Source organism: Luteimonas dalianensis (genome assembly GCF_049339425.1).
Taxonomy (GTDB): domain Bacteria; phylum Pseudomonadota; class Gammaproteobacteria; order Xanthomonadales; family Xanthomonadaceae; genus Luteimonas; species Luteimonas dalianensis.
In genome coordinates, this window is record NZ_JBMPPO010000008.1 from 137095 (window position 1) to 162969 (window position 25875).

Annotated in this window: 20 protein-coding genes and 5 tRNA genes; 18 read left to right on the top strand and 7 right to left on the bottom strand. The window is 68.7% G+C overall.

Annotation, left to right across the window (positions count from 1 at the left end):
• Window positions 1-3: 3 nt before the first annotated feature.
• Window positions 4-477, bottom strand: a complete 474-nt coding sequence (locus ACOZ90_RS12775; RefSeq protein WP_422894029.1) for an LEA/WHy family protein — start codon at window positions 475-477, stop codon at window positions 4-6.
• A gap of 156 nt (window positions 478-633) precedes the next feature.
• Here ACOZ90_RS12775 and ACOZ90_RS12780 point away from each other — a divergent pair, with 156 nt between their 5' ends.
• The 5 genes from ACOZ90_RS12780 to ACOZ90_RS12800 are packed head-to-tail and all read left to right on the top strand — an operon-like array spanning window position 634 to window position 8201.
• A complete protein-coding gene (locus ACOZ90_RS12780; protein WP_422894030.1) occupies window positions 634-1887 on the top strand; it encodes a M14 family metallopeptidase in 1254 nt (417 codons plus the stop codon).
• The gene (locus ACOZ90_RS12785) at window positions 1884-2489 is read left to right on the top strand and encodes an RNA polymerase sigma factor (protein WP_422894031.1); all 606 of its coding nucleotides are present in this window, start codon (window positions 1884-1886) and stop codon (window positions 2487-2489) included. Before ACOZ90_RS12780 ends, ACOZ90_RS12785 begins: the two co-directional genes overlap by 4 nt.
• A complete protein-coding gene (locus tag ACOZ90_RS12790) occupies window positions 2458-3465 on the top strand; it encodes a FecR family protein (RefSeq protein ID WP_422894032.1) in 1008 nt (335 codons plus the stop codon). Before ACOZ90_RS12785 ends, ACOZ90_RS12790 begins: the two co-directional genes overlap by 32 nt.
• Window positions 3466-3525: 60 nt before the next feature.
• A complete protein-coding gene (locus ACOZ90_RS12795; protein WP_422894033.1) occupies window positions 3526-6747 on the top strand; it encodes a TonB-dependent receptor domain-containing protein in 3222 nt (1073 codons plus the stop codon).
• The gene (locus ACOZ90_RS12800; RefSeq protein WP_422894034.1) at window positions 6744-8201 is read left to right on the top strand and encodes an amidohydrolase; all 1458 of its coding nucleotides are present in this window, start codon (window positions 6744-6746) and stop codon (window positions 8199-8201) included. Before ACOZ90_RS12795 ends, ACOZ90_RS12800 begins: the two co-directional genes overlap by 4 nt.
• A gap of 6 nt (window positions 8202-8207) precedes the next feature.
• Here ACOZ90_RS12800 and ACOZ90_RS12805 read toward each other — a convergent pair whose 3' ends face one another.
• From ACOZ90_RS12805 to ACOZ90_RS12825, 5 genes are all read right to left on the bottom strand, one after another.
• Window positions 8208-9749 (bottom strand): Ppx/GppA phosphatase family protein, encoded by a 1542-nt coding sequence (locus ACOZ90_RS12805; RefSeq protein WP_422894035.1) that lies wholly within the window; start codon window positions 9747-9749, stop codon window positions 8208-8210.
• Window positions 9746-11818, bottom strand: coding sequence for a polyphosphate kinase 1 (gene ppk1 / locus ACOZ90_RS12810; protein WP_422894119.1), 2073 nt, complete (start codon window positions 11816-11818; stop codon window positions 9746-9748). Before ppk1 ends, ACOZ90_RS12805 begins: the two co-directional genes overlap by 4 nt.
• 62 nt (window positions 11819-11880) lie before the next feature.
• Entirely contained in the window at window positions 11881-13206 is a 1326-nt protein-coding gene (phoR, locus tag ACOZ90_RS12815; RefSeq protein ID WP_422894036.1) for a phosphate regulon sensor histidine kinase PhoR, read from the bottom strand.
• Window positions 13207-13233: 27 nt separating this feature from the next.
• Window positions 13234-13923: a phosphate regulon transcriptional regulator PhoB gene (phoB, locus tag ACOZ90_RS12820; RefSeq protein WP_422894037.1), complete on the bottom strand. Its 690-nt coding sequence runs from the start codon at window positions 13921-13923 to the stop codon at window positions 13234-13236.
• An 81-nt stretch (window positions 13924-14004) separates the two neighbouring features.
• Window positions 14005-15651, bottom strand: a complete 1647-nt coding sequence (locus ACOZ90_RS12825) for a M48 family metalloprotease (protein WP_422894038.1) — start codon at window positions 15649-15651, stop codon at window positions 14005-14007.
• Between the two features lie 178 nt (window positions 15652-15829).
• On the opposite strand from ACOZ90_RS12825, the gene grxC reads away from it, so the two are divergent.
• The 3 genes from grxC (at window position 15830) to ACOZ90_RS12840 (ending at window position 18705) form a co-directional block, all read left to right on the top strand.
• On the top strand, window positions 15830-16111 hold the full coding sequence (grxC, locus tag ACOZ90_RS12830) for a glutaredoxin 3 (RefSeq protein WP_422894039.1): 282 nt from the start codon (window positions 15830-15832) through the stop codon (window positions 16109-16111).
• Window positions 16112-16244: 133 nt separating this feature from the next.
• Window positions 16245-17252, top strand: a complete 1008-nt coding sequence (locus ACOZ90_RS12835; protein ID WP_422894040.1) for an isocitrate dehydrogenase — start codon at window positions 16245-16247, stop codon at window positions 17250-17252.
• Between the two features lie 139 nt (window positions 17253-17391).
• Complete coding sequence (locus ACOZ90_RS12840; protein ID WP_422894041.1) at window positions 17392-18705, top strand: Na+/H+ antiporter NhaC family protein; 1314 nt, start codon at window positions 17392-17394, stop codon at window positions 18703-18705.
• Between the two features lie 70 nt (window positions 18706-18775).
• Here the strand turns inward: ACOZ90_RS12840 and ACOZ90_RS12845 are convergent, their stop codons facing one another.
• Window positions 18776-19534: a Bax inhibitor-1/YccA family protein gene (locus tag ACOZ90_RS12845; protein WP_422894042.1), complete on the bottom strand. Its 759-nt coding sequence runs from the start codon at window positions 19532-19534 to the stop codon at window positions 18776-18778.
• 197 nt (window positions 19535-19731) lie between these two features.
• Here ACOZ90_RS12845 and ACOZ90_RS12850 point away from each other — a divergent pair.
• The 10 genes from ACOZ90_RS12850 to ACOZ90_RS12895 all read left to right on the top strand — a co-directional run bounded on the left by ACOZ90_RS12850 (window position 19732) and on the right by ACOZ90_RS12895 (window position 25706).
• A tRNA-Pro gene (locus tag ACOZ90_RS12850) sits at window positions 19732-19808 on the top strand.
• Window positions 19809-19849: 41 nt separating this feature from the next.
• Window positions 19850-19926: transfer RNA gene (locus ACOZ90_RS12855), tRNA-Arg, on the top strand.
• 37 nt (window positions 19927-19963) lie between these two features.
• A tRNA-His gene (locus ACOZ90_RS12860) sits at window positions 19964-20040 on the top strand.
• 76 nt (window positions 20041-20116) lie between these two features.
• Window positions 20117-20192: transfer RNA gene (locus tag ACOZ90_RS12865), tRNA-Lys, on the top strand.
• A 65-nt stretch (window positions 20193-20257) separates the two neighbouring features.
• Window positions 20258-20343 (top strand) — tRNA-Leu (locus ACOZ90_RS12870).
• 160 nt (window positions 20344-20503) lie between these two features.
• The gene (tig, locus tag ACOZ90_RS12875) at window positions 20504-21799 is read left to right on the top strand and encodes a trigger factor (RefSeq protein ID WP_422894043.1); all 1296 of its coding nucleotides are present in this window, start codon (window positions 20504-20506) and stop codon (window positions 21797-21799) included.
• Between the two features lie 42 nt (window positions 21800-21841).
• On the top strand, window positions 21842-22471 hold the full coding sequence (gene clpP, locus ACOZ90_RS12880; protein WP_422894044.1) for an ATP-dependent Clp endopeptidase proteolytic subunit ClpP: 630 nt from the start codon (window positions 21842-21844) through the stop codon (window positions 22469-22471).
• A gap of 162 nt (window positions 22472-22633) precedes the next feature.
• Window positions 22634-23917: an ATP-dependent Clp protease ATP-binding subunit ClpX gene (gene clpX / locus ACOZ90_RS12885; protein ID WP_422894045.1), complete on the top strand. Its 1284-nt coding sequence runs from the start codon at window positions 22634-22636 to the stop codon at window positions 23915-23917.
• A 52-nt stretch (window positions 23918-23969) separates the two neighbouring features.
• Entirely contained in the window at window positions 23970-25199 is a 1230-nt protein-coding gene (locus ACOZ90_RS12890) for a PAAR domain-containing protein (protein ID WP_422894046.1), read from the top strand.
• A 9-nt stretch (window positions 25200-25208) separates the two neighbouring features.
• Window positions 25209-25706, top strand: a complete 498-nt coding sequence (locus ACOZ90_RS12895) for a hypothetical protein (RefSeq protein ID WP_422894047.1) — start codon at window positions 25209-25211, stop codon at window positions 25704-25706.
• The last annotated feature ends 169 nt before the right edge of the window (window positions 25707-25875 follow it).

Consider the following 25875-nt stretch of genomic DNA (forward strand, 5'->3'; position numbering starts at 1 on the left):
GGATCAGCGCAGCACGCCGGGCAGGCCGGGCATCGGGCTGAGCACGCCTTCGCGGGTGATGCGGTAGTCGCGCGAGCCGCCGCGGTCGGCTGGCGCCGCGGTGATGGTGCCTTCGAGCCGGTAGCTGGTGCCGCGCCCGGCGGCCAGCGCATCGGCCAGCAGCAGCCGGGCCTGCGCCGACGGCGCCAGGCGGATCTCCAGCACGTCCGGGGATTCGCGCGAGATCTGCAGCCCCGGGGTGGCGTGCAGGGTGCCCGCGGCGGTGCCGCCGACCGAGAGCTCCAGGGCGACGGTGTCAAAGCGCATCGCGATGCTGCTGTAGTTCTGTACCCGCAGTTCCACCGACCAGTTGCCCTGTGCGTCGACCGTCAGCTGCTGGATGCTCGCCGCGGGCTCGGAGACGCGCCGCACCGGGCCGGTGGAGCAGGCCGCGAGCAGCGCAGCGGCGACCAGGGCAAGAAGGCGGAATTGCTTCATGCGGGATCCTCGGATGTGGGCGTGCGGGATGGGGATGAGAATACTACGGCCGCCAGTCAGCTGAAGTCGCCACATCGGTGGCAATGGCGGAAGCCGCGGCTTCGTGCATCTAATGAGGGAGAGAGGGGAAGAGACAGGTACAAAATGGGTGGATGGTTGAACCCGCGCTGCAGCGGCGCAGGAGCATGGCTGGCCGGAGTGTTGCTTGCGCTGTCCGTGGCGCTGGCGCCGGCGGCACATGCGGATGTGCCTGCGCGAGGCCAGCAGGAGGCGGTTGCCCTGCAGCTGCGCGGCGAGTGGCGGTTCGACGCGGATGGCATTGCGTTCGACAACGTGCTCGAAGGCGCGCGCCTGACCGGGGTGGTGAGGACGGGCCCGGGCCAGTACCGGGTGGTGGTGAATCCGGAGACGGTTCCAATCAATCCCAGCCCCTGGTATGCGTTCCGCATCGTTGCTTCGCGCGTCGGCAGCGCTGCGATGGTGTTCGATCATGGCGACTTCAAGCACCGTTACCGGCCCTGGCTGCGCCGCAGCAGTGACGGCCAGGCCGGGAGCTGGGTGGCGGCGGACGACGGTGAGTTCTCCGTCGGCGAGGACGGCGTTGCCCGCCTGTCCCTGAGGCTGCAGGCGGACGAGGTGGTGGAGGTGTCCGCACAGGTGCCGGTTCGCGTTGCGGAAGTGGAGCGCTGGGCCGATGCGCTTGCACAGCGGGTGGACGGGGATGTCGAGGTGATCGGGCACTCGGTGCGGGGGCGGCCGCTGCGGCTGCTGGCGTTCGGAAATCCGGATGCGCGCGAAGCGGTACTGATCCTGGGCCGCCAGCATCCGCCCGAGGTGACCGGCCTGCGCGCGCTGTTGGCGTTCGTGGATGCGCTGGCCGCGGATACGCCACAGGCGCGCGCCTTCCGCAAGCGCTACAGGATCCTGGTGGCGCCACAGCTCAACCCGGACGGAGTGGTGGAAGGACACTGGCGCACCAACGCCCACGGCGTCGACCTCAACCGCGACTGGGGCATCTTCGCCCAGCCCGAAACGCGGGCAGTGGCCGGCGCGCTGCAGCGCCACGTGGCGGAACGCGGGCGCACGCTGGCATTCGCGCTGGACTTCCATTCCACCTGGTACGACATCTTCTACACCGTGACCGAGGATCCGGCCCGCCGCCCCGGCGGCGTGCTGCGGCGCTGGATGGATGCGCTGGACGCCCGGTTCCCCGGGCGCATCCAGGAACGGCCGAGCGCTGCCACCAGCAACGTGTTCAAGAACTGGGCGTTCCGCGAGTACGGGGCGCCGAGCGTGACCTACGAGGTGGGTGACGAAACGGATGTGGCGACGCTGTCGGAACTGGCGGCCTTCGCCGCCGGGAGCCTGATGGCGGAGCTTCCGGTGGATGCCGCGGAGGACGCACTGTGAGTGGCGGGCGGCTTTCCGCGGCCCGCGCGCGCTGGCTGGCCGATGAAATCCTGCCGCACGAGCCTGCGCTGCGTTCCTGGCTGCAGGGCCGCGCGCCGGCCTCGATGGAGGTGGATGACGTCGTACAGGAAGCCTACGCGGTGCTCGCGGGCCTGGACGACGTGGCGCACATCCTCGAGCCGCGCGCGTATCTGTTCACCGTTGTGCGCTCGGTGATGCTGCAGCAGCTCAGGCGCGCGCGGATCGTGCCGATGGTGGCAGTGGCCGAGGTCGAACGCCTGGGCATCCTGACCGACGAGGTCACGCCCGAGGAAAGCGCGGTGGCGGGACAGGATCTGCGCAGAACCGGCGAGCTGATCGCGTCGCTGCCGCACAAGTGTCGCGAAGCATTCGTGCTCAGGCGGGTGGAGGGACTGCCACAGCGCGAGATTGCCGCGCGGATGGGCATCAGTGAGAACACCGTGGAAAAGCACATCGGCAAGGCCCTGAGGCTGCTGATGGAGGCGATGGGGCGCGGTGCCGTGCATTCCCGTGGCGGGCGCGGTGGAGCTATTCAAGGACAGCAGGACGATGACAACGACGCGACCAGCCAACGCCATTGACGAGCAGGCCGCAGCCTGGGTGGCGCGCGAGGACCGCGGCCCGCTGGATGCGGGCGAGGCGGCTGCGCTCGATGCCTGGCTGCAGGCGGATGGCCGGCACCTGGGAGCCTATGCCCGGGCGCGGGCGGTATTCGTACGCCTGGAGCGCTCACAGGCGCTGGGGCCGGGCTTTGCGCCGCTTCGGGACGCCGCGGCGCCGCGGCGATCGAGGAGACGGCTGCCGTGGATGGCATCCCTGGCGGCGGGGCTGGGCGCGCTGGTGCTGGCAGCGGTGCTGCTGTTCGAAGCGCCCGAACACCACGCCACGGGGTTGGGCGAGGTGCTGCGCGTACCCCTCCCGGACGGCTCCTCGCTGGTGCTCAATTCCAATTCGATGGTCGCTATCGACTTCGACGGGGACAAGCGCGAGGTGCGCCTGGTGCGGGGCGAAGTGCTGTTCGAGGTGGCCAGCGACCCGCGGCGGCCATTCTCGGTCATCGCCGGCGAAACCCGCGTCACAGCGGTGGGGACCGCTTTCAGCGTGCAGCGCGGACGGAGCGGGGATCTTGAGGTGATCGTCCGCGAGGGGATCGTGGATGTCGACGGTGGTGATCCCCAACCGGTGCGTGTCACCGCCAACTTCAAGGCCTCGGCACGATCCGGCCTGAACGTGCAGATCGAGCCGCTGCAGCTGGAGGAAACCGGGCGCAGGCTGGCCTGGAGCGATGGCATGCTGGCCTTCGAGGGGGACACCCTGGCACAGGCCGCCGCCCAGTTCGCGCGCTACAGCCATGTCCGCATCCTCATCGATGACCCGGAGGTCGCGCAGAAGCGGGTCGCCGGGCTGTACTCCGCGACCGACCCCGATGGCTTCGCGACGGCGGTCGCGGCCAGCCTGGGGCTGCGCGTCGAGCGCAGCGAACGGGGTATCCATCTGCACAAACCACAGATACCGGTGCCCGTGACACCGGAGGCAGGCGCCGTAGAGCGCCATTGACCCGTTGCCGTCCCTACGGACGGCGGCACACACAACTCGAACGACCGGGAGAGGACATCGATGAACATCGCCAACACGCCCCTGAGCCGCGCCATCCATGCGGCCCTGGCCATGACGGCTGCCATGGCGCTTGCGGCCGCCGCGCCCGCGGATGCCCAGCACCGCGACTTCGACCTGCCGGCCAGCGACGCGGCGGCGGTGCTGCCTGACTTTGCCCGCCAGGCGCAGATCCAGATCGTGGCCCCGGCCGACCAGCTGGACGGAGTGCGCACCAGCGCCCTGCGCGGATCGATGGACGTGCGTGCCGCGCTCGACGTGCTGCTCGCAGGCACCGGCCTGCGCGTGGCCAGTGACGATGGCAGGACCATCGCACTTGGCCTGGAGGCGGGCGAGACAACCCTGCTGGCCTCGGTCGGCGCGGTCGGCGTGGATCAGCAGGCGCCGCCGGCCGCTACGCCGGTGGAGGAGACACAGGTGGAGCCCGGGCAGGTGGAGCGCGAACAGGTGCAGGCGGACGGCCAGCCGCAGCAGGCACGCGACCTGGAAACGGTGACCGTGACCGGCAGCTTCATCCGCCGGATCGATGCCGAGACGGCGCTGCCGGTGACGACGCTTTCGCGCGAGCAGCTGGACATGACCGGCGGAAGCACGCTCTCCGATGCGCTTGCCTACCTGCCGCAGTCGGCGGGCTTCGACAACGCCGAGACGTCAACCGGCCCCAACGCGGCTCGCGGCGACGCGGCCTCGATCAACCTGCGCGGGATCGGTTCGGGGAACACCCTGGTCCTGCTCAATGGCCGGCGTATCGCGCCCCATCCGATTTCCGAAGGCGTGGTGCCGCGGCTGTCGGCGAACATCAACCAGATCCCGCTGGGCGCGATCGAGCGCGTCGAGGTGCTGCGCGACGGTGCTTCCGCGCTGTACGGGTCAGACGCGGTGGCCGGGGTGGTCAATACCATCCTGCGCCGCGACTACGAGGGTGCCGAGGCGAACCTGCGCTACGGCTGGGTCGACGAAGGCAGCATGTCGGAAACCTCGGTCAACCTGCTCGGTGGCCGCAACTTCAATGACGGCCGCACCAACGTGATGGGCTTCGTGGGTTACTACGATCGCGAGGCGCTGCCTACCCGCGACAAGTGGTACAGCCGCACCGGCGACCTGCGCGAGCGCGCCGGCAGTACCAGCACGCTGTGGGACAACCGCTCCATCAGCGGGCCGTACGGCAATTTCCTGGCCGGTACGGCGAATGCCGACGGCAGCTTCACCTCCGCTCCGGCACCGGGCATGGACGGTGCCGCCTTCCACGCCGCGCCCGACGGCAGCGGCGGCGTCACCCTGGGCAGCGGTTCGCTGCCGCGCGACCTGCGCTACGACTACACGCCCGAATACGTCCTGCTGCCGGAGACCACCCGCTACCAGGTGTTCGGGGCGCTCAACCACCGCTTTGACAGCGGCATGGAAGCGTTCGCGGAAGGCTTCTACTACCGCGCCGACTCCTGGACTTCCAACGCCACTTCGCCGATGTCGGGGAACTCGGACAACGGCATCTACGTGCCGGCCAGCAACTACTACAATCCGTTTGGCTCGCGATTCTACGGGCCCGGGACCGACAACCCCGACATCGCGCCGATGGATGTGCGGATCAACAATTACCGGCCGCTGGAGCTGGGGCCGCGCACCGCCGACGTTACCTCGCGTGCCTACCAGGTGCGCGGCGGCCTGCGGGGCTACCTGGGTGAATGGGACTGGGAGGCCGGCGCCAGTTACGGCAGCGGCAAGACCCGGGATGAGGCCGGCAACATGATGCGCGAGAGCGCGCTGCGCGAGCGGCTGGCGCTCGATACCCCCGATGCCTTCAATCCGTTCGGCGGGCCGGATGCCAACAGCCAGGCGGTGATGGATGCGATCCGCCTGGGAACATGGCGCGAAGGCGAGGCCTCGCTCGGGATCCTGGATTTCAAGATGACCGGATCGCTGATGGAGCTGCCCGCGGGGTACCTGCAGATGGCGACGGGCGTGGAGTACCGGCGTGAAACCTTCGATGACCGTCGCGATGCGGTGTCAAACGCCGACGACGTGATTGCGCTCAGCCAGACCAGTGATTCGAGCGGCAGCCGCAACGTGAAGTCGGGCTTCGTGGAGTTCTCGCTGCCGATCTTCAGTGATCTCAACGCGCGTCCGGGCTTCCAGCGCATGGAGCTGTCGCTGGCCGGCCGCGCCGAGCACTACAGCGACTTCGGCACCGCGGCCAAGCCCAAGGTCGGGTTCAGCTGGGGGCCGACCGACTGGTTGCTGCTGCGCAGCTCCTACAGCGAAGGCTTCCGGGCGCCGACCCTGGCCCAGGTGTTCGTGGGCGAGATCATCCGCCGCAACGCCGGTACGCCCGATCCCTACCGCGTCGACGTGGTCGGCAACCCGGCCGATCTTGGCGACGAGTCGCGGCAGGTGGTGCGCGGCGGCAATGAGGATCTGGGGCCGGAGGAAGCGAAGCAGCACTCGATCGGCATCGTACTGCAGCCGACCTTTGCCGAAGGGCTTTCATTGAGCCTGGACTACTTCAAGATCCGCCAGAGCGACGTGATCGACACCTATGGCGAGACCCAGCAGCTTGCGCTGGATGCCGCGCTGCGGCGCGCCGGCGACGGCTCCAATCCGTCGGTGATCCGCCTGCCGGTGACCGACGCCGACCGCGCTGCGTTCGATGCCTGGAACGCCGCCAACCCCGGTGACCAGCGCGCTCCGGCAGGGCAGGTTGATTACGTGATGGACACCTTCATCAACATCGCCTCGCGGGAGATCTCCGGTTACGACGCCAGCCTCGTCTACCGCATCCCGGATACCCGGCTGGGTTCGTTCAACCTGCGCCTGGATGCGTCCTACATGGAGTCCTTCGACGAGAAGGTGGACGACGAGGCGCCCGCAACGTCGCCACTGCGGATCAACGGCATGCCGCGCATCCGCGGCGTGGCCGGAGTGCAGTGGCGGTTGAACGCAGTGGATGCCTCGCTGATGGCGAGCCACGTGGGCTCGTTCTTCGACACCAGTGCTCCCTGGAACGATGACGGCAGCAATTACAGGGTCGGGACGTGGACCACGGTCAATGCACACGTCGGATTCAGGCTGGGCAACCTGATCGGAAATTCCGAGAGCTACCTGCGCGTGGGCGCCACCAACCTGTTCGACCGTGCGCCGCCGCTGGCGGACGAGGACCGGGCATTCTTCGAGAACGTCCACGATGGCCGCGGGCGGCTGCTGTATGTGGAATGGCGTACCACGCTGTGACCACGCGCCGCCATTCGGGCTGGGCGCTGGCGGCCTGCCTGCTGCTTGCCACGCCAATGTTGCCGGCCAGCGAAGGGCCGGCCCCGCCGGCATTGCAGGCGGAGCTGGATGCGTATGCCCAGCGCATGGGTACCGTCGCGGACGAGCTGTGGAACTGGGCCGAGCTCGGCTATCTGGAAACCCGCAGCTCCGCGCTGCTGCAGGATGAGCTGCGCGAAGCGGGTTTCCAGGTGGAAAGCGGCGTGGCCGGGATGCCGACCGCCTTCGTGGCGCGTGCGGGCGAAGGAGGGCCGGTGATCGCCCTGCTGGCCGAGATGGACGCGCTGCCGGGCATGTCGCAGGTAGCGGAGCCGGTTCGGCAAGCCCTCGCGGGCGGGGCCGGCGGCCATGCCTGCGGGCACAACCTGTTCGGAGCAGGGGCCGTGGCGGCGGCCCGGGCGATCCGTGCCTGGCTGCGGACAACCGGAACGCCCGGCCAGGTTCGCGTCTACGGCACGCCGGCCGAGGAGGGTGGTTCGGGCAAGGTCTACATGGTTCGGGCCGGCCTGTTTGACGATGTCGATGCGGTGCTCCACTGGCATCCGTCGGATCGCAACAGCGCCGCCCAGCAGGGCTCGATGGCCAACGTCAGCGGGCGCTTCCGCTTCACCGGCGTTGCCGCCCACGCATCGATCTCGCCTGAGCGCGGCCGCTCCGCGCTTGACGGTGTGGAAGCCCTGAACCACATGGCCAACCTGATGCGCGAACACGTGCCGCAGCAGACCCGGATCCACTACACGATCAGTGATGGCGGTGGGGCCCCGAACGTGGTGCCGGCCAGTGCGTCGGTCTACTACTACGTCCGCCATCCGGATCCGGCGGTGGTGCAGGAAGTATTCGGCCGGCTGGAGAAGGCCGCGCAGGGCGCCGCGCTCGGCACCGGTACGCAGGTGGACTACGAGCCGCTGGGTGGCGTGTACAGCCTGCTTCCCAACGACACCCTGGGCCGTGTGCTTGATGCGGCCCTGCGCGAGGGCGGCGGCGTGCGGTACTCGCCGGCCGAGCGTGTATTCGCCGAGGCCATGCAGCGGGATCTTGAACGGGCGCCACCGCTGGATCAGGCGCTGCAGGTCGGCGAGTACTCCGATGAGGGATTCTCGCAGGCTTCAACGGACGTGGGTGACGTGAGCTGGGCCGTGCCCACCGCCGGCGTCGCGACCGCCACCTGGGTGCCCGGTACCGCGGCGCACTCCTGGCAGGCCGTTGCAGCCTCCGGCCATTCAATCGGCCATGGCGGAACGCTGCTGGCTGCGCGCACCCTGGCCCTGGCGGCCACGCGGCTGTATGCGCAGCCGGAGTTGCTGCGCGATGCGCGGGTGGAGCTGGGCGAGCGCAGGGGAGAGGGCTTCGCCTATCGCCCGTTGCTGCAGCGGGAAGCCCCGCCGCTGGATTACCGGCTGCCTGGCGACGACTGAATCGGGTCAGTCGATCCGCAGCTCGATCCCCAGCCCGCCGATGTCCCCGGGCTCGCCCTCCAGATCCGCGCGCAGCAGCGGGTGGGCGTCGAGCCATTCGCGATCCATGCGCAGGCGCAGCACCTTGCCGCGGGCGGCAAGCGTGGGCAGCGGCATCGGGCGGTCTTCGCCCGAGTGGTGGAGCAGCGCCGCCAGGCGCAGCAGCGCGCTCAGGCGCTTGGCGGACTGCAGCAGCCGCTCGGGCAGGGCGTCGAAGGCATCGCCGGGCACCTTGCGCCGGTGGGTGCGCACCAGCGCGGCGAGGAAGCGCTGCTCCTGCACCGAGAAGCCGGGGATGTCGGAGTGGGCCAGGATGTACGCGCCGTGGACGTGGTGCTGGCTGTGGGCGATGGTCAGGCCGATCTCGTGCAGGCGCGCGGCCCAGCCGAGCATCAGCCTGTCGTCGTCGTCCAGCGACCAGTCCCCGGCGACCTGGTCGAACAGCTCCAGCGCCGTGGCGTGCACGCGACCGGCCTGGGCCTCGTCGATGCCGTAGCGCTGGGTCAGCGCCTGGATCGCGGCCTCGCGCGGATCATGCTCGCTGCCGCGGCCCAGCATGTCGTACAGCACGCCCTCGCGCATGGCGGCCTTGCTGATCGCCATGCGTTCGATGCCGAGCACGGCGAACGCCGCCTCCAGCGCCAGCAGGCCGCCGGCGATGACCGGGCGGCGGTCGTCCGAGAGCCCGGGCAGGTCGATGTCCTCGATGCGGCCGGCGGCGATCATGCGCTCACGCACCTGCGGCAGCGCCTCGGCGGTCACCGCGCCCTTGGTCAGCCCCATCGCCGCACAGATGGCGCCGATGGCCTTGTTGGTGCCCGACGAACCCAGCGTTTCCTGCCAGCCCAGGCTGCGGTAGCCGCTGGCGAACTGCTGGTATTCGGCGGCGACCTCGTTGAACGCGTTCTCCCACTTGCGGCGCGACAGCTTGCCGTTGGGAAAGAAGCGGCGGGTGCTGGAGATGCAGCCCACCTGCAGGCTCTCGCGCTGCAGTGTGTCCAGGCCGGTGCCGATGATGCACTCGGTCGAGCCGCCGCCGATGTCGATCACCAGCCGCCGCTGGCCGGGCTTGGGCGGCTGCACGTGGGCCACGCCCTGGTAGACCAGGCGCGCCTCCTCGCGGCCGGCGATGACGCCAATCGGATGCCCCAGCGCCTGCTCGGCGGCGATCAGGAACTCGCGCGGCGACGACATCTGCCGCACGGCGTTGGTGGCCAGCGCCCGCACGTGCCGCGCCGGCAGGCCGCGGATGCGCTGGCCGAAGCGCGACAGGCAGGCCAGCGCGCGGTCGCGCACCTTGGCATCCAGCCGGCCCTTGCCGTAGATGCCTTCGCCCAGCCGCACCGTCTCGCGCAGGCGGTCGACGATGCGCAGCTGGCCCAGGGTCACCCGCGCCACGATCATGTGGAAGCTGTTGGAACCCAGGTCGATCGCGGCCAGGGTGTCGCCCTCCTGGATCGAGCCGGCGATCGTGCCGGGCAGGGTGAGGGACTTGGGCGAGGGCTTCATCCGCACAGCCTCGTCAGCAGCCACAGCTGCGCCGAGTGCGGCTCCTCGCCTTCGCCCGGAACCTGCTGGATGTAGCTGCCGTCGGCCTGCAGTTCCCAGGCGTCGACGTTGTCGGCGAGGTAGGTGTCCAGGGTCTCTTCGCCCACGCGCTGGGCCACTGCGGGATCGAGGATGGGGAACGCGGTCTCGACCCGGCGCAGCAGGTTGCGCTCGAGCCAGTCGGCGCTGGCGCAGAACAGTTCCGGCCGGCCGTCGTTCTCGAACCGGTACACGCGATGGTGCTCCAGGAACCGGCCGACGATGGAGCGCACGCGGATGTTGTCCGACACCCCCGGCACCTGCGGGCGCAGCGTGCACGCGCTGCGCACGATCAGGTCGATCTGGACCCCGGCCTGCGAGGCCGCGTACAGGGCGCGGATCACCTGCGGCTCGTTGAGCGCGTTCATCTTGGCCACGATGCGCGCCGGCTTGCCCGCGCGCGCGTGCCCGGCCTCGCGCGCGATGCGCTCCATCAGGCCTGGGTGCAGGGTGAACGGCGACTGCAGCAGGTGGTTGAGCTCGATCGCCGGCGCCAGCCCCGACAGCTGCATGAACACCTGGTGCACGTCGCTGCCGATGCCCGGATGCGCGGTGATGAGCCCGACGTCGGTATAGGCGCGGGCGTTGCCGGGGTGGTAGTTGCCGGTGCCCATGTGCACGTAGCGGCGCAGGCGCCGGCCCTCGCGGCGCACCACCAGCAGCATCTTGGCGTGGGTCTTGAAGCCGACCACGCCGTATACCACCTGCACGCCGGCCTCCTGCAGGCGCCCGGCCAGGCCCAGGTTGGCCTCCTCGTCGAAACGCGCCAGCAGCTCCACCACCACGGTGACGTCCTTGCCGTTGCGCGCGGCCTGCATCAGGTGCTCGACCAGCGGCGAGTCCTTGCCGGTGCGGTACAGGGTCTGCTTGATCGCCAGGACGTTCGGATCCTCGGCCGCCTGCCTGACCAGCTCCAGCACCGGGGTGAAGGCGTCAAAGGGGTGGTGCAGCAGCACGTCGCCGTGCGAGACCAGGTCGAACATGGCGTCGCTGCCGGACAGCTGCCTGGGCTGGAACGCCGGGTACTTCAGATCCGGGCGCTGGACGAAGTCGTAGACCTGCACCACCCGGCTCAGGTTCACCGGCCCGTCGATCCGGTACACGGCGTTGTCGGGCAGGCCGAAGTTCTGCAGCAGCGTGCGCACGATCGGGCGCGGGCAGTCCGCGGCGATCTCCAGCCGGATCGGACGCTGGTAGCCGCGTCCGGCCAGCTCGTCCTTCAGGGCCGTGGCGAGGTTCTCGACCTCGTCCTCGTCCATCACCAGCTCGGAGTTGCGGGTCACCCGGAACTGGTAGGCGCCCTTGACCGTCATCCCCGGGAACAGCTCGTGCACGAACTCCGACAGCACCGCGGACAGGAACACGAAGTCGTGCTCGCCGCCGGACACGTGCGGCGGCACCTGGATGATCCTGGGCAGCGAGCGTGGCGCGCGCACGATCGCCAGGTTGCCCACCCGGCCGAAGGCGTCCCGGCCCCTGAGCACCACCACCACGTTGAGCGACTTGTTGAGGATGCGCGGGAACGGGTGCGCGGGGTCGAGCCCGACCGGCGAGAGCACCGGCATGATCTCGTTGTGGAAGTAGGCCCGGAGCCAGCGCTTCTGGCGCGCGTTCCAGCTGCTGCGGCCGATGATCCGCACCCCGGCCTCGGCCAGCGCGGGGCGCAGCTCGCGGTTCCAGCACTCGTACTGGCCTTCGACCAGCTCGGAGGCGCGCTTGTGGATCGCGGGCAGCGCGGTGGCCGGCGCCATCCCGTCCGGCGATGCCGGCAGGCCGTATTCGACCGCATGGCGCACCGTCGCCACCCGGATCTCGAAGAACTCGTCCAGGTTGGTGCAGGAGATGCACAGGAACCGCAGCCGCTCCAGCAGCGGCACGGTGCGATCCTGGGCCTGGGCCAGGACGCGGAAATTGAATTCGAGCTGGGACAGCTCGCGGTTGAGGTACAGCGACGGGTCGCCCAGCGGGTCGAGCGGGAGGCTTTCCGTCATCGGAGGTTCGGCGGCCTTGGCGGTGCGCCGGGTGCGCGTGGTCGTCTTGCGGGCCGGGCCGCTCATGCCGGGGCCTCCTGCTGGGCCACCCGTGCGACGCTGCGCCCGGCCGGGAAGCGGCAGCTGAAGGTGCTGCCTTCTCCCACCGCGCTGGTCACCTCCAGCCGTCCCTGGTGCAGCTGCAGCACGTGCTTGACGATGGCCAGGCCCAGCCCGGTGCCGCCCAGCTCGCGCGAGCGGCTGGTGGACACGCGGTAGAAGCGTTCGGTCAGGCGCGGCAGATGTGATTCGGGGATGCCATAGCCCGAATCGCGCACCGACAGCACGGCCCCGCCGTCCGCGTCGCGGTCGAACACGATGGCGATGCTGCCGCCCTCGGGGGTGTAGCGCACGGCGTTGGACACCAGGTTGGAAAACGCGCTGTGCAACTCGCGCGGCGAGCCCACCAGGTCGATGTCCGTCCGGTCTTCCACCGTTACCACGTGCCGCCCCTTGCTCAGCGCCTCGGCCTCTCGCCGCAGCGTGGCCAGGCTCGAATCCATGGCCACGACTTCGTCGTTGATCGAGTCCTGTGACTCCAGCCGCGACAGGGTCAGCAGGTCTTCCACCAGCTGGGTCATGCGCTGGGACTGGCGGCGCATCTCGACCAGGATCGGCGCCCAGTCGGGCTGCTCCTCCGGATCGAGCATTTCCAGGTAGCCGTGGATCACGGTCAGCGGCGTGCGCAGCTCGTGGGAGACGTTGGCCACGAAATCGCGGCGGATGTGCTCCAGGTGCATCAGCTTGGTCACGTCGCGTGCCACCAGCAGCCAGAGCCGGTCGGAATAAGGTATCAGGCGCAGGCTGAGGCGGATGCCCGGGTCGACCGGGGAGGGCGCGTCCAGCAGCGGCTCGGCGTTGCGCCCGCCGGCCAGCCAGTGCGCGATCGGCAGCGGCCGCAGGCGGTCGCCCAGGGGGGCCTGGTTGTCTTCCGGGTAGTGCAGCCCCAGCAGGTCGCTGGCGGCCTCGTTGAACCACTGGATCCGCTGGGTGTCGCGCTCCAGCACCACCACCGCGTCGGGCAGGGCGGCGGCGGCGGCGCGATAGGCGCGCAGCATTTCAACCAGTCGCTGGGCGCGGTGGCGGGTCTCCTCCTGGCTGCGGTGCAGCAGCTGGCCCAGGTCGGCCCAGGCGTCGTGGCCGCCGTCCAGGGCGATGCGCTGGCGTGATGCCACGCGCTGGACCAGGCGCCGCAGCCGCAGCTGCTGCCATACCAGCAGCCCGATGGCCGCGATCGCCAGCGCCGGCCACGGGTGGCCGACGAGCAGGCCGACCAGCAGCGCGGCGGCCAGCACGACGGCGGGCCGCGCGAGGAGCCTGTTCCAGTGGGTGTTGGCGGGGACGGACATCGCCACCAGTCTAGCCCCCGGGCCGGGTCAAACGGCCATGGAGAAGCGGTAGCCCGCGCCGCGCACGGTCTGGACCATGCCGTCCATGCCGGTCGGCTCCAGGGTCTTGCGCAGGCGGCGGATGTGCACGTCCACGGTGCGTTCCTCCACGTACACGCTGCCGCCCCAGACCTGGTCGAGCAGCTGCGAGCGTGAGTACACCCGCTCGGGATGGGTCATGAAGAAGTGCAGCAGGCGGAACTCGGTGGGCCCGATGTTGATCGGCTCTTCGTTGGCGTACACGCGGTGCGCGGCGCCGTCGATGCGCAGCCCGCCCAGGGCGACGCTGCCGTCCTCGTCGTCCTCGCGCGAGCGCCGCATCACCGCGCGGATGCGGGCCAGCAGCTCGCGCGCGGAGAACGGCTTGACCACGTAGTCGTCGACCCCGGCCTCCAGGCCGCCGACCCGGTCGTCCTCCTCGCCGCGCGCGGTGAGCATGATGATCGGGACTTCGCGGGTGAGGTCTTCGCGGCGCCAGCGCCGGGCCAACTCCAGGCCGCTGGTGCCGGGCAGCATCCAGTCCAGCAGGATCAGGTCGGGAACCTTGTCGGCGATTGCCGATTGCGCCTCGCGGGCATCGCCTGCATGCACGGGCTCGTAGTCGCCCTTGCGCAGCGCGAACGCCACCATTTCCCGGATGGCGGGCTCGTCATCCACGATCAGGATCCGCTTTTGCATTGGGTTCGAAACCTGCCTGTTCAGCCGTTGACGGCATTAGACGACAGATTTGTGACCATACCGTGACATGGCCCCGGACGCTCAGTTCCGGCGCAGATCCTCGTCGCGGATGCCCTGGCGGCGCAGTTCCAGGACGGTTGGAGTGATGGCCGCGATCCGGGCGTCGATCCGGGCCCGCGCGTAATAGTCGACGTCGTCGCGCTGGCGCAGGGTGTTGAGCTGGATCAGGGCCTGCTCGGGACGGCCGCCCAGGTACGCGGCCTCCGCCCATGCTTCGCCGGCACGCACCGGGTCGCCGGCGATCTCATGGGCCCGTGCGATTGTGCGCTGGAACACCGGGTCGTCGGCCGCCGCGCGCTGCAGCGGCCGCAGCAGCGCCTGGGCGCGGCGGCCGGACTCGGGCGTGTTGCGCTCGGCCAGCACGCTGGCATAGGTCAGCACCACGGCGCGGTCATTGGGCAGGCGCCTGACCAGCGCCTCGAAGCGTTCGTCGGCCTCGGCCGTCCGGCCCGCGCGTGACTGCGCCTCGGCCAGGCCCAGCTCCAGCCAGCGGTCGCGCGGGTATTCCTGCAGCAGCGCGGCAAAGCCGGTCGCCGCGCGTGCGGCGTCGCCGGCGCGCATGCGGGCCACGGCCAGGCCGTACTGCTGGGCGTCGTCCAGCGGGCCGGTGCGCGCCATGCCCTCGTACTCGGCAATCGCTTCGCGGGTGGTGTTGGCGCTCAGCACCCGCATGCGCTCGCGGGCCCAGCCGAAGCTGTCCAGGCTGGCGTGGCGCTGGCCGAGGGCCGGCATCTCCAGGGTGCCGGGCAGCAGCGGGTTGTTCAGGCGGCCGGGCAGGGTGATGGCGGAGGAACTGCCCGGGATCGCGACCCGCTCGCTGAGCACGGCGTCGGGGGTGGAGGTGGTGGCGACCACGCTGTCGCTGCCGGTGATCTGTTCGGCGCGGGTGCGCGCTTCGGCGATGCGGGTGGTGGTGACCGGGTGGGTGCGCAGGTAGTCGGGCAGGCGTTCGCGTTCGGTGCCCTGGTTGACCCGCGACACCGCCTGCATGCGCTCGAACATCAGGGCCATGGCGTGCACGTCGTAGCCGCTGCGCGCCAGGGTCCGCATGCCGATCCGGTCGGCCTCGGATTCGTTGGAGCGGGTGTAGTCGATCTGCCGCTGCAGCGCCAGGCCCTGGATCGAGGCGATCGCGGCCATGCCCGCGTCGGTGGAGGAACTGCTGTCGGAGGCCGAAGCCAGCGCGATCGCGCCCAGCATCGCCAGGAACATCGGGACGCTGTCGCGCTGCGCCCGCTCAACGCTGCGCAGCACGTGGTTCTGGGTGACGTGGACGATTTCGTGTGCCAGCACCCCGGCCACTTCGTCTTCTGCCTCGGCGGTGAGCACCAGCCCCACGTTGACGCCGATGTAGCCGCCCAGGGTGGCGAAGGCGTTGATGGAGCGGTCGCGCATCATGAAGAAGGTGAACGACTGCTCCGGCTGGTCGCTGGCCGATGCCAGCCGGTTGCCGGTGCTGCGCAGCCAGCTGTCGACGAGCGGGTCCTCGAGCACCAGGTCATAGTGGCGCAGCTGGGCCAGCAGCATCTCGCCGTATTCGCGCTGCTGGGAGGGGCTGAGCACGCTGCCGGCGGAGGAGCCGATGTCGGGCAGCCGGTTTTCCTGCGCGGCGGCGTGGGGGCCGGCGAACAGCAGGGTGAGGACGGCGGCTAGCAGGAAGGATCGCATCGGGTCTGGTCTGGGACGGCTGCGTTATCGGGTCGAGCATGACGCCGGCCGGGCCGGGAGGCGTGAATCCGGGGTTAATCCGGCGGTTTCGGGCAGTGTAGCGGCCGGGGTGGAAAAACCGGTTCGGCATACCCACACTTTGGACACCGCCCTGCGCGCCAAGTTTCCGGAGCCCGCCTTGAACGACCCCCAGACCCCCGCACAGCCGCCGATCACCCTGTACACCAGCGCGGTGTGCGCCTACTGCGTGGCGGCCAAGAACTTCCTCAAGGGCCGCGGGCTGGAGTGGACGGAGGTGCGCATCGACCTGGATCCGGACGAACGCGCGCGGATGGTCGAGCGCACCGGCCGCACCAGCGTGCCGCAGATCTTCATCGGCGAGCGCCACGTGGGCGGCTATGACGACATGATCGCGCTGCACCGGGCCGGCTCGCTGGATCCGCTGCTCGCGGGCGACTGACCCGGCGCAGGGGGGCGGGCCCAAAGTCGAAGCCCGCGAGCCTGCAGGGGGACGGGCCTTCCGGCATAATTGCGGGCTGATTCGAGCCCCTGCGCCGCGGCACCGTGCGGCGCACCCGTACGGAACCCCCCACATGTCCCAGACGATCACCGTGATCCGCGGCGACGGCATCGGCCCGGAAATCATGGATGCCACCCTCCACGTGCTCGACGCCATGGATCTTGGCCTGAGCTACGAATACGCCGACGCCGGCCTGGTCGCGCTTGAAAAGCACGGCGAGCTGCTGCCCGCGGCCACGCTTGACTCCATCAGCCGCAACAAGGTCGCGCTCAAGAGCCCGCTGACCACCCCGGTCGGCGAAGGCTTCAGCTCCATCAACGTCGCCCTGCGCCGCCACTTCGACCTGTACGCCAACGTGCGCCCGGCCCGTTCCTACCCGAACACCCTGGCCCGCTTTCCCGGCGAGGTCGACCTGATCACGGTGCGCGAAAACACCGAGGGCGCCTACATCGGCGAGGGCCAGGCGATCACCGAGGACGGCGAGACCGCCACCCTGATGCAGAAGGTGACCCGCAAGGGCTCCGAGCGCATCGTCCGCTACGCCTTCGAACTGGCCCGCAGCACCGGCCGCAAGAAGGTCACCGTGGTGCACAAGGCCAACATCCTCAAGACCACCTCGGGCCTGTTCCTGAAGGTGGCGCGCGACGTCGCCGCCGAGTACCCGGACATCGAGTGCAACGAGATGATCGTCGACAACACCTGCATGCAGCTGGTGATGCGGCCGGAGCAGTTCGACGTGATCGTCACCACCAACCTCTTCGGCGACATCATCTCCGACCTGTGCGCCGGCCTGATCGGTGGCCTGGGGCTGACCCCGGGCGCCAACATCGGCCACGAGGTGGCAATCTTCGAGGCCGTGCACGGCACCGCGCCGGACATCGCAGGGCAGGGCAAGGCCAACCCCGGCGCGCTGCTGCTGGGCGCGGCGCAGATGCTCGACCACATCGGCATGCCCGACCAGGCCGAGCGCCTGCGCAAGGCGATCGTGGCAACGCTGGATGCCAAGGATTCGCTCACCGCCGACCTGGGCGGCACCGGCAGCACGATGGACTACGCCAAGGCAATCGTCAGCCGGCTCTGATCCACCGCCATCGGCACGGTCAGGGAAAACGGGACGCTCCGGCGTCCCGTTTTTCGTATCCGGTCGTCCTGCCACGGGCAGTGACGCGCGGGGCGAACCCGGACACAATCGGTGCTTTCGCCCCGGGGAACCACCGCCCATGACCACCCGCGCAAGCGCGCTGGCGCTCACGCCGCTGCTGCTGTTCCTGGCCCTGTTCTTCGGCGCCGGCATCTATTTCACCTTCCAGGGCGAGCCGATGGGCTTCTACCAGCTGCGCGCGCCGGTGGCGATCCTGCCGGCGCTGGCGCTGGCGTGCTGGCTCGCGCACCGCAAGGGGATCAAGGCGGTGGAGGTGATGCTGCAGGGCATGGGCGACCCGAACATCGTGATGATGTGCCTGATCTACCTGCTGGCCGGCGCGTTCGCCTATGTGTCCAGCGCGGTCGGGGCGGTGGACGCGGTGGTCGCGCTGGGCCTGGGCGCGCTGCCGCCGGCGCTGATCCTGCCGGGGCTGTTCCTGCTGGCCTGCTTCATCTCCCTGGCCATCGGCACCTCGATGGGCACGATCGCCGCGGTGGTGCCGATCGCGCTGGGAGTGGCCGATGCGGCGGGCCTGGATCGCGCGCTGGTGATCGGCGCGGTGATCGGCGGGGCGATGTTCGGCGACAACCTGTCGATCATTTCCGATACCACCATCGCCGCCACCCGCACCCAGGGCGCGCAGATGCGCGACAAGTTCCGCGAGAACTTCAAGATCGCGGTGCCGGCCGCGCTGGTGACGCTGGCGGTGCTGCTGTACCTGGGGGATTCGGCGCCGGTGGAGAGCGCGTCGGCGGCCTCGCCGTGGCTGGCGCTGCCCTACCTGGTGGTGCTGGTGCTGGCGCTGGCGGGGATGGAGGTGCTGCTGGTGCTGGCCATCGGTCTGGTGCTGGCCGGGGGGTTCGGGCTGGCGTTCGGCGATGGCTATGACGGGGTCAGCTACGTGGGCGACATCTGGATGGGCTTCGAGTCCATGGTCGAGATCCTGCTGCTGTCACTGCTGATCGGCGGCCTGGCGGCGCTGATGAAGGCCGCCGGCGGGCTGGAGTGGCTGGCGCAGGCGATCTCGCGCTTTGCCCGCGGCCACCGCGGGCGGCGCACGGGCGAGTTCAGCATCGCCGCGCTGTCGGCCACCAGCGACGCGTTCACCGCTAACAACACCGTGGCCATCCTGATCAGCGGCAGCGTGGCGAAGGACATCGCCGAAAAGCACGACATCAGTCCGCGCCGCTCGGCCAGCCTGCTGGATATCTTCGCCTGCGTGATCCAGGGCGTGCTGCCGTACGGGGCGCAGATCCTGCTGGCCTCGTCGCTGGCGGCGGTGTCGCCGCTGGCCCTGGCCGGCAGCATCCACTACTGCTGGATCCTGGCGGTCGTGGCGGTCGGCTTCATCCTCTGGCCGCGGAAGGATGCGGAGGTGGCGCGGCCGTAGCGTCGTGCCTGCGGGATGAAAAAAGGGCGCCGCGGGGGCGCCCTTTTCCGTTCGAGTCTGGCGTTGCCGCTCAGCGCGACTGCAGCTTGGACAGCAGGCGCAGGAACTCGATGTACAGCCACACCAGGGTGACCATCAGCGCGAACGCGCCGTACCACTCCATGTAGCGGGGCGCGCCCTGTTCCACGCCGGTCTCGATCAGGTCGAAGTCCAGCACCAGGTTCAGCGCCGCGATCACCACCACGAACAGGCTGAAGCCGATCCCGATCAGCCCCGACTCGTGGATCATCGGGATGTTGATGCCGAACAGCCCCAGCACGATCGTGGCCAGGTACACCAGCATGATCCCGCCGGTGGCCGCCACCACGCCCATCTTGAAGTTCTCGGTGGCCTTGATCAGGCCCGAGCGGTAGGCGAACAGCATGGCGAACAGGGTGCCGAAGGTCAGCATCACCGCCTGCAGCACGATGCCCTCGAACATGAAGTTGTACATGGCCGAGATCGCGCCCAGGGCGAAGCCCTTGACCAGCGCGTACATCGGCGCGGTGACCGGGGCCCATTCCTTCTTGAACACGGTCACCAGCGCCAGCACCAGGCCGCCGATGATGCCGCCCCACATGTACAGGCCGAAGCCGGGCGCGGGCTCGCCGGTCGGGGTCAGGGCCTGGCTCCAGGCCCAGGCGCCGGTGAGGGTGGCCAGCAGCAACAGCAGGCCGGTCTTGTTGGCGGTGCCGTTGAGCGTCATGACCTGGTCGGGGCGGGAGACGACCGTGCCGCTGCCCAGGTCCAGGAAGGTCGATTCCTTGAGGGCGGGATTTCCGCTGCGCATGGATTCCTCGTTGTCTTGGTGAACTGCCGCCGAGGATACACGGTGGAGTGGACGGCTGAACGGCCCCCCCGCCCGGCGGGGGTGGCCGTCGCGCATTCGTTGACAGCCACCGCGGCGCTGCGGACAATATGCGGTCCCCCGCGCCGACGGCATCATCTGTCAGCGGCGCGGAAGGGAGGCGGACCGTACGGCATCGGCGGGGTATAGCGCAGTCTGGTAGCGCGCCTGCTTTGGGAGCAGGATGTCGGGGGTTCGAATCCCTCTACCCCGACCACCGGCCCCACAGCCGGCGATCGATGCGACAATCCGGCCCGGGCGCCCGTAGCTCAACCGGATAGAGCACCGGCCTTCTAAGCCGGTGGTTGCAGGTTCGAGTCCTGCCGGGCGCGCCATCCGCGGCGTGCAGGCCGGAGCAAGTGCGACACAGTGGTGGCTGTAGCTCAGTTGGTTAGAGTACTGGATTGTGATTCCGGGGGTCGGGGGTTCGAATCCCCTCAGCCACCCCACCTTTGTGCAACGGCGGGCTGATTCGCCGTTGCCACCGGGGCCAAGCGCAGGTACACTGCGCGCCCCGATTTTCCCGGGCCGTTAGCTCAGTTGGTAGAGCAGCTGACTCTTAATCAGTAGGTCCAAGGTTCGAATCCTTGACGGCCCACCAGTTCGCGAAGACGCCCGGCACTGCCGGGCGTTCTTCGTTGTGGCGGGGGTAGAATCGCCGGCATCGCGAGAGTGGCGGAATTGGTAGACGCACTGGATTTAGGTTCCAGCGGGTAGTCCCCGTGGGGGTTCGAGTCCCCCCTCTCGCACCAGCCCGGAGGGCGCGGGCGCGTTGATGATGTGTGGCGCTGGCCCCCCGATTCCGCCACAATATCCCGTTCCGCCGGCGCCGGGCCCCGTGTCCGCTGCCCGCGCCCCGACATCCCAGACAAGACGAAATCCCCGGCCGAGGGCCGTGGTGCAGGAGTGGTTATGCAAGTTTCCGTCGAATCCACCGGCGACCTCGAGCGCCGGATGACCTTCCAGGTTCCCGCCGAGCAGCTTGAAAGCAGCGTTGGCGGCCGGCTGCGCGAAATGGCGCGCACCGCCCGCATCAAGGGCTTCCGCCCCGGGAAGGTGCCGCCGAAGGTGATCGAGCAGCGCTTCGGCGAGCAGGTGCGCGCCGAGATCCTGGATCAGCTGCTGCGCCGGGAATTCGACAACGCCGTGCGCGAAAACGAGCTGCGCCTGGCCGGCTCGCCGCGCATCGAGCCCGCCGGTGACGACCAGCTGGCCTACGTGGCCACCTTCGAAGTGGTGCCGGACTTCGGTGACGTCGACGTGTCCAGGCTGGAGGTGACCCGCCACACCGCCGAGGTGGCCGACGAGGACATCGACCGCATGATCGACAACCTGCGCCAGCAGCGCCGCAGCTGGAGCGCGGTGACCCGCCCGGCGCAGCAGGGCGACGCGCTGGACATCGAGACCTGGTCGCAGTCGGGCGACGAGCGGCTGCCGGCCGAAGGCGCGGAGAAGGGCACCGTGGTGCTCGGCTCCGGCGCCATGCTGCCGGCGCTGGAAGAAGCGCTGGTGGGCATGTCCGAGGGCGGGGAGAAGGACGTGGAGGTCGAGTTCCCGGCCGACTGGCGGGTTCCGCAGCTGGCCGGCAGGAAGGCCCAGGCCCACCTGAAGGTGGAGCGGGTGTCCGAGGAAGTGCTGCCCGAGGTCGACGCCGATTTCATCAGGAGCTTCGGCGTCAAGAAGGGCGAGATGGAGCAGTTCCGCACCGAGATCCGCACCAACCTGGAGCGCGAGCTCAAGGGCGCGCTGATGAACCGCCTGCGCCGCGAGGTCGGCGAGCAGCTGGTGGCGACCTGGTCGCACGTCGAGCTGCCGCCGCGCCTGGTCGAGGACGAGGCGCGCGCGCTGGCCGCCAACGCGGTCGAGCAGGCCCGCCGCCAGGGCCGCAAGGTTCCCGACCCGGGCCCCGAAGACCACAAGCAGTTCATGGATCCGGCCAGGCGCCGGGTGCTGATGGGCCTGCTGGTCGGCGAGGTCGCGCGCACCAACGAGCTGATGCTCGACCCCAAGCGGCTGAACGAAACGCTGCGCCTGATCGCCTCCACCTACGAGGAGCCCGACCAGGTCATTGAGTTGTACCGCAACGACCCCCAGCTCATGTCTGGACTGCAGAACCGGGTGATGGAGGAGCAGGTGATCGACTGGATCGCCGAGCGCGCCCAGCACACCGACAAGCAGCTGAGCTTCCAGGAAGCGATCGGCCAGTAACCTGGCCGGCGCCGTGGCCTACCCGCAGGAACCGGAGTGCACATGAGCAGCAACGAAACAAAGGCCCTCAACCTCGTCCCGATGGTGGTCGAACAGACTAGCCGCGGCGAGCGCGCCTACGACATCTATTCGCGCCTGCTCAAGGAGCGCCTGATCTTCCTGGTCGGGCCGATCGACGACCACATGGCCAACGTCATCGTGGCCCAGCTGCTGTTCCTGGAAGCGGAGAATCCGGAAAAGGACATCAGCATCTACATCAACTCGCCCGGCGGCATCGTCACCGCCGGCATGGCGATCTACGACACCATGCAGTTCATCAAGCCCGACGTGAGCACCATCTGCGTCGGCCAGGCGGCCAGCATGGGCGCGCTGCTGCTGGCGGCCGGTGCCAAGGGCAAGCGCTATGCGCTGCCCAATTCGCGGGTCATGATCCACCAGCCGCTGGGCGGCTTCCAGGGCCAGGCCACCGACATCGAGATCCACGCCCGCGAGATCCTTGCGCTCAAGCAGCGCCTGAACGAGATCCTCTCGCGCCACACCGGCCAGGGCCTGGACACGATCGCCGAAGACACCGAACGCGACAACTTCAAGAGCGCCGAGGCCGCGCGTGACTACGGCCTGGTCGACGAGGTTCTCGAGCGCCGTCCCGAAGAGTCGATCCAGCCGGCGTGACCATCGCCTTCCCGGTTCCGACCGCCTGCGGCGGAACCGGCTTAACCCATTGGCAAACGGCGGATTTCCGCGCCCCGGCCACGGGCTGGCGCGGTGCCGCCGCTATGCTATTCTCAAATCGATCCAGCGCCGTGTGGCGCCGCTCCATCGGGTAAGCAACGCATGAGCAAAGACTCCCAGGGCCGTTCCGGCGACAGCAGCAAGATCCTGTACTGCTCCTTCTGCGGAAAGAGCCAGCACGAGGTTCGCAAGCTGATCGCGGGCCCCAGCGTGTTCATCTGCGATGAGTGCGTTGAACTGTGCAACGACATCATCCGCGAGGAGCTGGAGGAAAAGGCCCAGAGCGCGCGCAGCTCGCTGCCCAAGCCCAAGGAGATCCTCGAGGTCCTGGACGAGTACGTGATCGGCCAGCACCGCGCCAAGCGCACCCTGGCGGTGGCCGTCTACAACCATTACAAGCGGATCGAGAGCCGGCAGAAGAACGAGGACGTCGAGCTCGCCAAGTCCAACATCCTGCTGGTCGGCCCGACCGGCTCGGGCAAGACCCTGCTCGCCGAGACCCTGGCGCGCATGCTCAACGTGCCGTTCACCATGGCCGACGCCACCACGCTGACCGAGGCCGGCTACGTGGGCGAGGACGTGGAGAACATCATCCAGAAGCTGCTGCAGAAGTGCGACTACGACGTCGACAAGGCGCAGCAGGGCATCGTCTACATCGACGAGATCGACAAGATCTCGCGCAAGTCCGAGAACCCGTCGATCACCCGCGACGTGTCCGGCGAGGGCGTGCAGCAGGCGCTGCTCAAGCTGATCGAAGGCACCATGGCCAGCGTGCCGCCGCAGGGCGGGCGCAAGCACCCGCAGCAGGAGTTCCTGCAGGTCGACACCAGCAACATCCTGTTCATCGTCGGCGGCGCGTTCGCCGGCCTGGACAAGATCATCCAGCAGCGTAGCTCGGATGCCGGCGGCATCGGCTTCTCGGCCAAGGTCAAGAGCAGCGAGCGCAAGGCCGACACCGGCAAGGTGCTGGCCGAGGTGGAGCCGGAGGACCTGATCAAGTTCGGCCTGATCCCCGAATTCGTCGGCCGCCTGCCGGTGGTCGCCACCCTGGAGGAGCTGGACGAGGCCGCGCTGGTGAAGATCCTCACCGAGCCCAAGAACGCGATCACCAAGCAGTTCCGCAAGCTGTTCGAGATGGAGGGCGCGGAGCTGGAGTTCCGCGACGACGCGCTTGCCGCGATCGCGCGCAAGGCGATCAAGCGCAAGACCGGCGCGCGCGGACTGCGCACCATCGTCGAATCGGTGCTGCTCGACACCATGTACGAGCTGCCCTCGCTGGAGAACGTGAGCAAGGTGGTGGTGGACGAGTCGGTGATCGAGCACAAGTCCGAGCCGTACCTCATCTACCAGAACCAGCCTGCCCAGAAGGTGGCATCGGCCGAATAGGGCAGCAACAACCCGCGGCGGGCAGCGCCCGCCGATCGTGCATGGAGGCATGATGGCAAGGAACTGGATCGTGATCGGCGACCCGACCAGCAGCGGCGGCTCGGTCGTCAGCGGCTCGCCCTTCACCGACATCGACGGCACCCCCGTCGCCCGAGTCACCGACCAGGCCACCTGCCCGCGCCACAAGGGCGCCTACCCGATCGTCGACGGCGACAGCACACTCATCGTGGACGGCCAGCCGGTCGCCCTGCACGGCAGCTCGCTGGCATGCGGCTGCAAGGTGCTGTCGGCGCAGCAGGTGCGGGTGTTCGTGGATGCCGGGGGTGGGGCAGGCGGCGGTACCGGTGGAGCACAGGTTGCCGCAGCAGTCGCGGCGGGAACGGCGCTTGCCTCGGCCATTGCCACGGCTACCGGGAAAGACGCGGCTGGGGACGCCCCCGTCGAGTACGACGAAGCCCTGCGCTTCTGCAGTGAGTCGGGTGAGCCGCTGGCCGGCATGCACTACACCCTGGATCTGGCCGATGGTGAAACGTGCAGCGGTGTCACCGACGAGAATGGCGTTACCGGGCGGGTACGTTCGCAGGCGCCTGTGGCCATCGTCCGCGCAACTATCGCTCCTTCCCTACTGGAAGTTTCCTGTTGTGCGGTGCATCCCGAGACCGATTTTGAAGAGGCGGTTTTCGAGCTGGATGCTGTTCTTACGCACAGCGCCGACATCGGCGTATCAGTGGTTGAGGTCAAGACTTCAGGGCATGAGCGCGAACTGACGTCCGGCGAGATTCACTTGGCGCGGATGGTGTTTGGGGATGCGGTCGCCTACGAACAGGTAAAAGTTCATGACCACGCGTACTGGATGACCTTGGGCTTGCAACCCAAGAACACAGCGATGGCTCCCAACGGCGAGATCTATTTCGGGCGGGAGCTCTACCGGGATGACTATTCCGTCGAGCCTTTGCACATGCAGCACCTGTTCGTCCATGAGATGACGCATGTCTGGCAATACCAGCTCGGGTATCCGGTGAAGCGCGTGCGGATTCCGCGCCCACGCATGCGGTATGACTACGAACTGGATGGATCAAAAGAGTTGCGCGACTTCAACATGGAGGCACAAGGAAACATCCTTGCAGACTATTTCCTGACTGCTTTCCGCGGTAGTCAAAGGCAGGTCAGCCAGCGAGAGTACCGAACCGACGCTGCCTATGATGCGCTGCTTCAGAAGGCCATTCGCGGGTTCCTGCAGGATCCTGGGGACACCAGGAACCTTCCGATCACAACCCGGTGAGCCAGTACCATGAAGACGATTCTTCTTTGGGTTTCCATCGCGTCGCTACTCGTTTCCGCGTGTGGAACGGCTGGAGAGCGATATCAACAGGCCAGTGTCACGACCATCGACGGCCAGCCCTGCTTTTCGCTCGGCTACTCGTCGGGGGGCGGTGACGCATCCGCGGTACTGTCTAGCGTCCGGGTCGACGAGCGTGTCGCCGGAGTTGCCCGGAACATCTGGGAAGCCGACTTCCTTGACCAGGGGGACTTCGTGTTGTCCCCGGGTGACTGCGTCCCCTATGCGAAGGGCGAGCCTGACCCGACGCCCGAACTCGTGCCCGGTCGGGCGTACAGCGTGACAATCCTTGCCGATGTGAAAGTTGGCGGGCGATTCACCGCCCGCTGGTACAGCGCGCACTTTTGCATGCTGGAAACAGGACAGGGCTTGCTGTCTCACCAGATCGAGGCAGGTGGTCGAAGTGATGCTTCTGGCTGGGCGGCATGCGGTACAGGGGTTCGCTGGTAAATCTGTTCAGGTTCCCCTCTGGCGCTGCCGGAGAGATGTTCCCAAGCCCTTGATTCAACGGGTTTTCTGGCAGCCGCCTGCGGTGCCCGGCCGTTTGGCCGCTTGCATCCCCCTCCGGTCAGCCCCATAAGGGAGGCATGCCGGATTGCCGGCCCCGTACCTGAGTTCC

Excerpts from the sequence above, each read along its gene's own strand:
- ppk1 (WP_422894119.1), bottom strand. The coding sequence starts at position 11,818 with ATGACGGAAAGCCTCCCGCTCGACCCGCTGGGCGACCCGTCGCTGTAC.
- ACOZ90_RS12890 (WP_422894046.1), top strand. The coding sequence starts at position 23,970 with ATGGCAAGGAACTGGATCGTGATCGGCGACCCGACCAGCAGCGGCGGC.
- ACOZ90_RS12825 (WP_422894038.1), bottom strand. The coding sequence starts at position 15,651 with ATGCGATCCTTCCTGCTAGCCGCCGTCCTCACCCTGCTGTTCGCCGGC.
- clpP (WP_422894044.1), top strand. The coding sequence starts at position 21,842 with ATGAGCAGCAACGAAACAAAGGCCCTCAACCTCGTCCCGATGGTGGTC.
- ACOZ90_RS12795 (WP_422894033.1), top strand. The coding sequence starts at position 3,526 with ATGAACATCGCCAACACGCCCCTGAGCCGCGCCATCCATGCGGCCCTG.
- clpX (WP_422894045.1), top strand. The coding sequence starts at position 22,634 with ATGAGCAAAGACTCCCAGGGCCGTTCCGGCGACAGCAGCAAGATCCTG.
- ACOZ90_RS12895 (WP_422894047.1), top strand. The coding sequence starts at position 25,209 with ATGAAGACGATTCTTCTTTGGGTTTCCATCGCGTCGCTACTCGTTTCC.
- phoR (WP_422894036.1), bottom strand. The coding sequence starts at position 13,206 with ATGTCCGTCCCCGCCAACACCCACTGGAACAGGCTCCTCGCGCGGCCC.
- ACOZ90_RS12840 (WP_422894041.1), top strand. The coding sequence starts at position 17,392 with ATGACCACCCGCGCAAGCGCGCTGGCGCTCACGCCGCTGCTGCTGTTC.
- ACOZ90_RS12790 (WP_422894032.1), top strand. The coding sequence starts at position 2,458 with ATGACAACGACGCGACCAGCCAACGCCATTGACGAGCAGGCCGCAGCC.
- tig (WP_422894043.1), top strand. The coding sequence starts at position 20,504 with ATGCAAGTTTCCGTCGAATCCACCGGCGACCTCGAGCGCCGGATGACC.
- phoB (WP_422894037.1), bottom strand. The coding sequence starts at position 13,923 with ATGCAAAAGCGGATCCTGATCGTGGATGACGAGCCCGCCATCCGGGAA.
- ACOZ90_RS12805 (WP_422894035.1), bottom strand. The coding sequence starts at position 9,749 with ATGAAGCCCTCGCCCAAGTCCCTCACCCTGCCCGGCACGATCGCCGGC.
- ACOZ90_RS12835 (WP_422894040.1), top strand. The coding sequence starts at position 16,245 with ATGTCCCAGACGATCACCGTGATCCGCGGCGACGGCATCGGCCCGGAA.
- ACOZ90_RS12775 (WP_422894029.1), bottom strand. The coding sequence starts at position 477 with ATGAAGCAATTCCGCCTTCTTGCCCTGGTCGCCGCTGCGCTGCTCGCG.
- ACOZ90_RS12845 (WP_422894042.1), bottom strand. The coding sequence starts at position 19,534 with ATGCGCAGCGGAAATCCCGCCCTCAAGGAATCGACCTTCCTGGACCTG.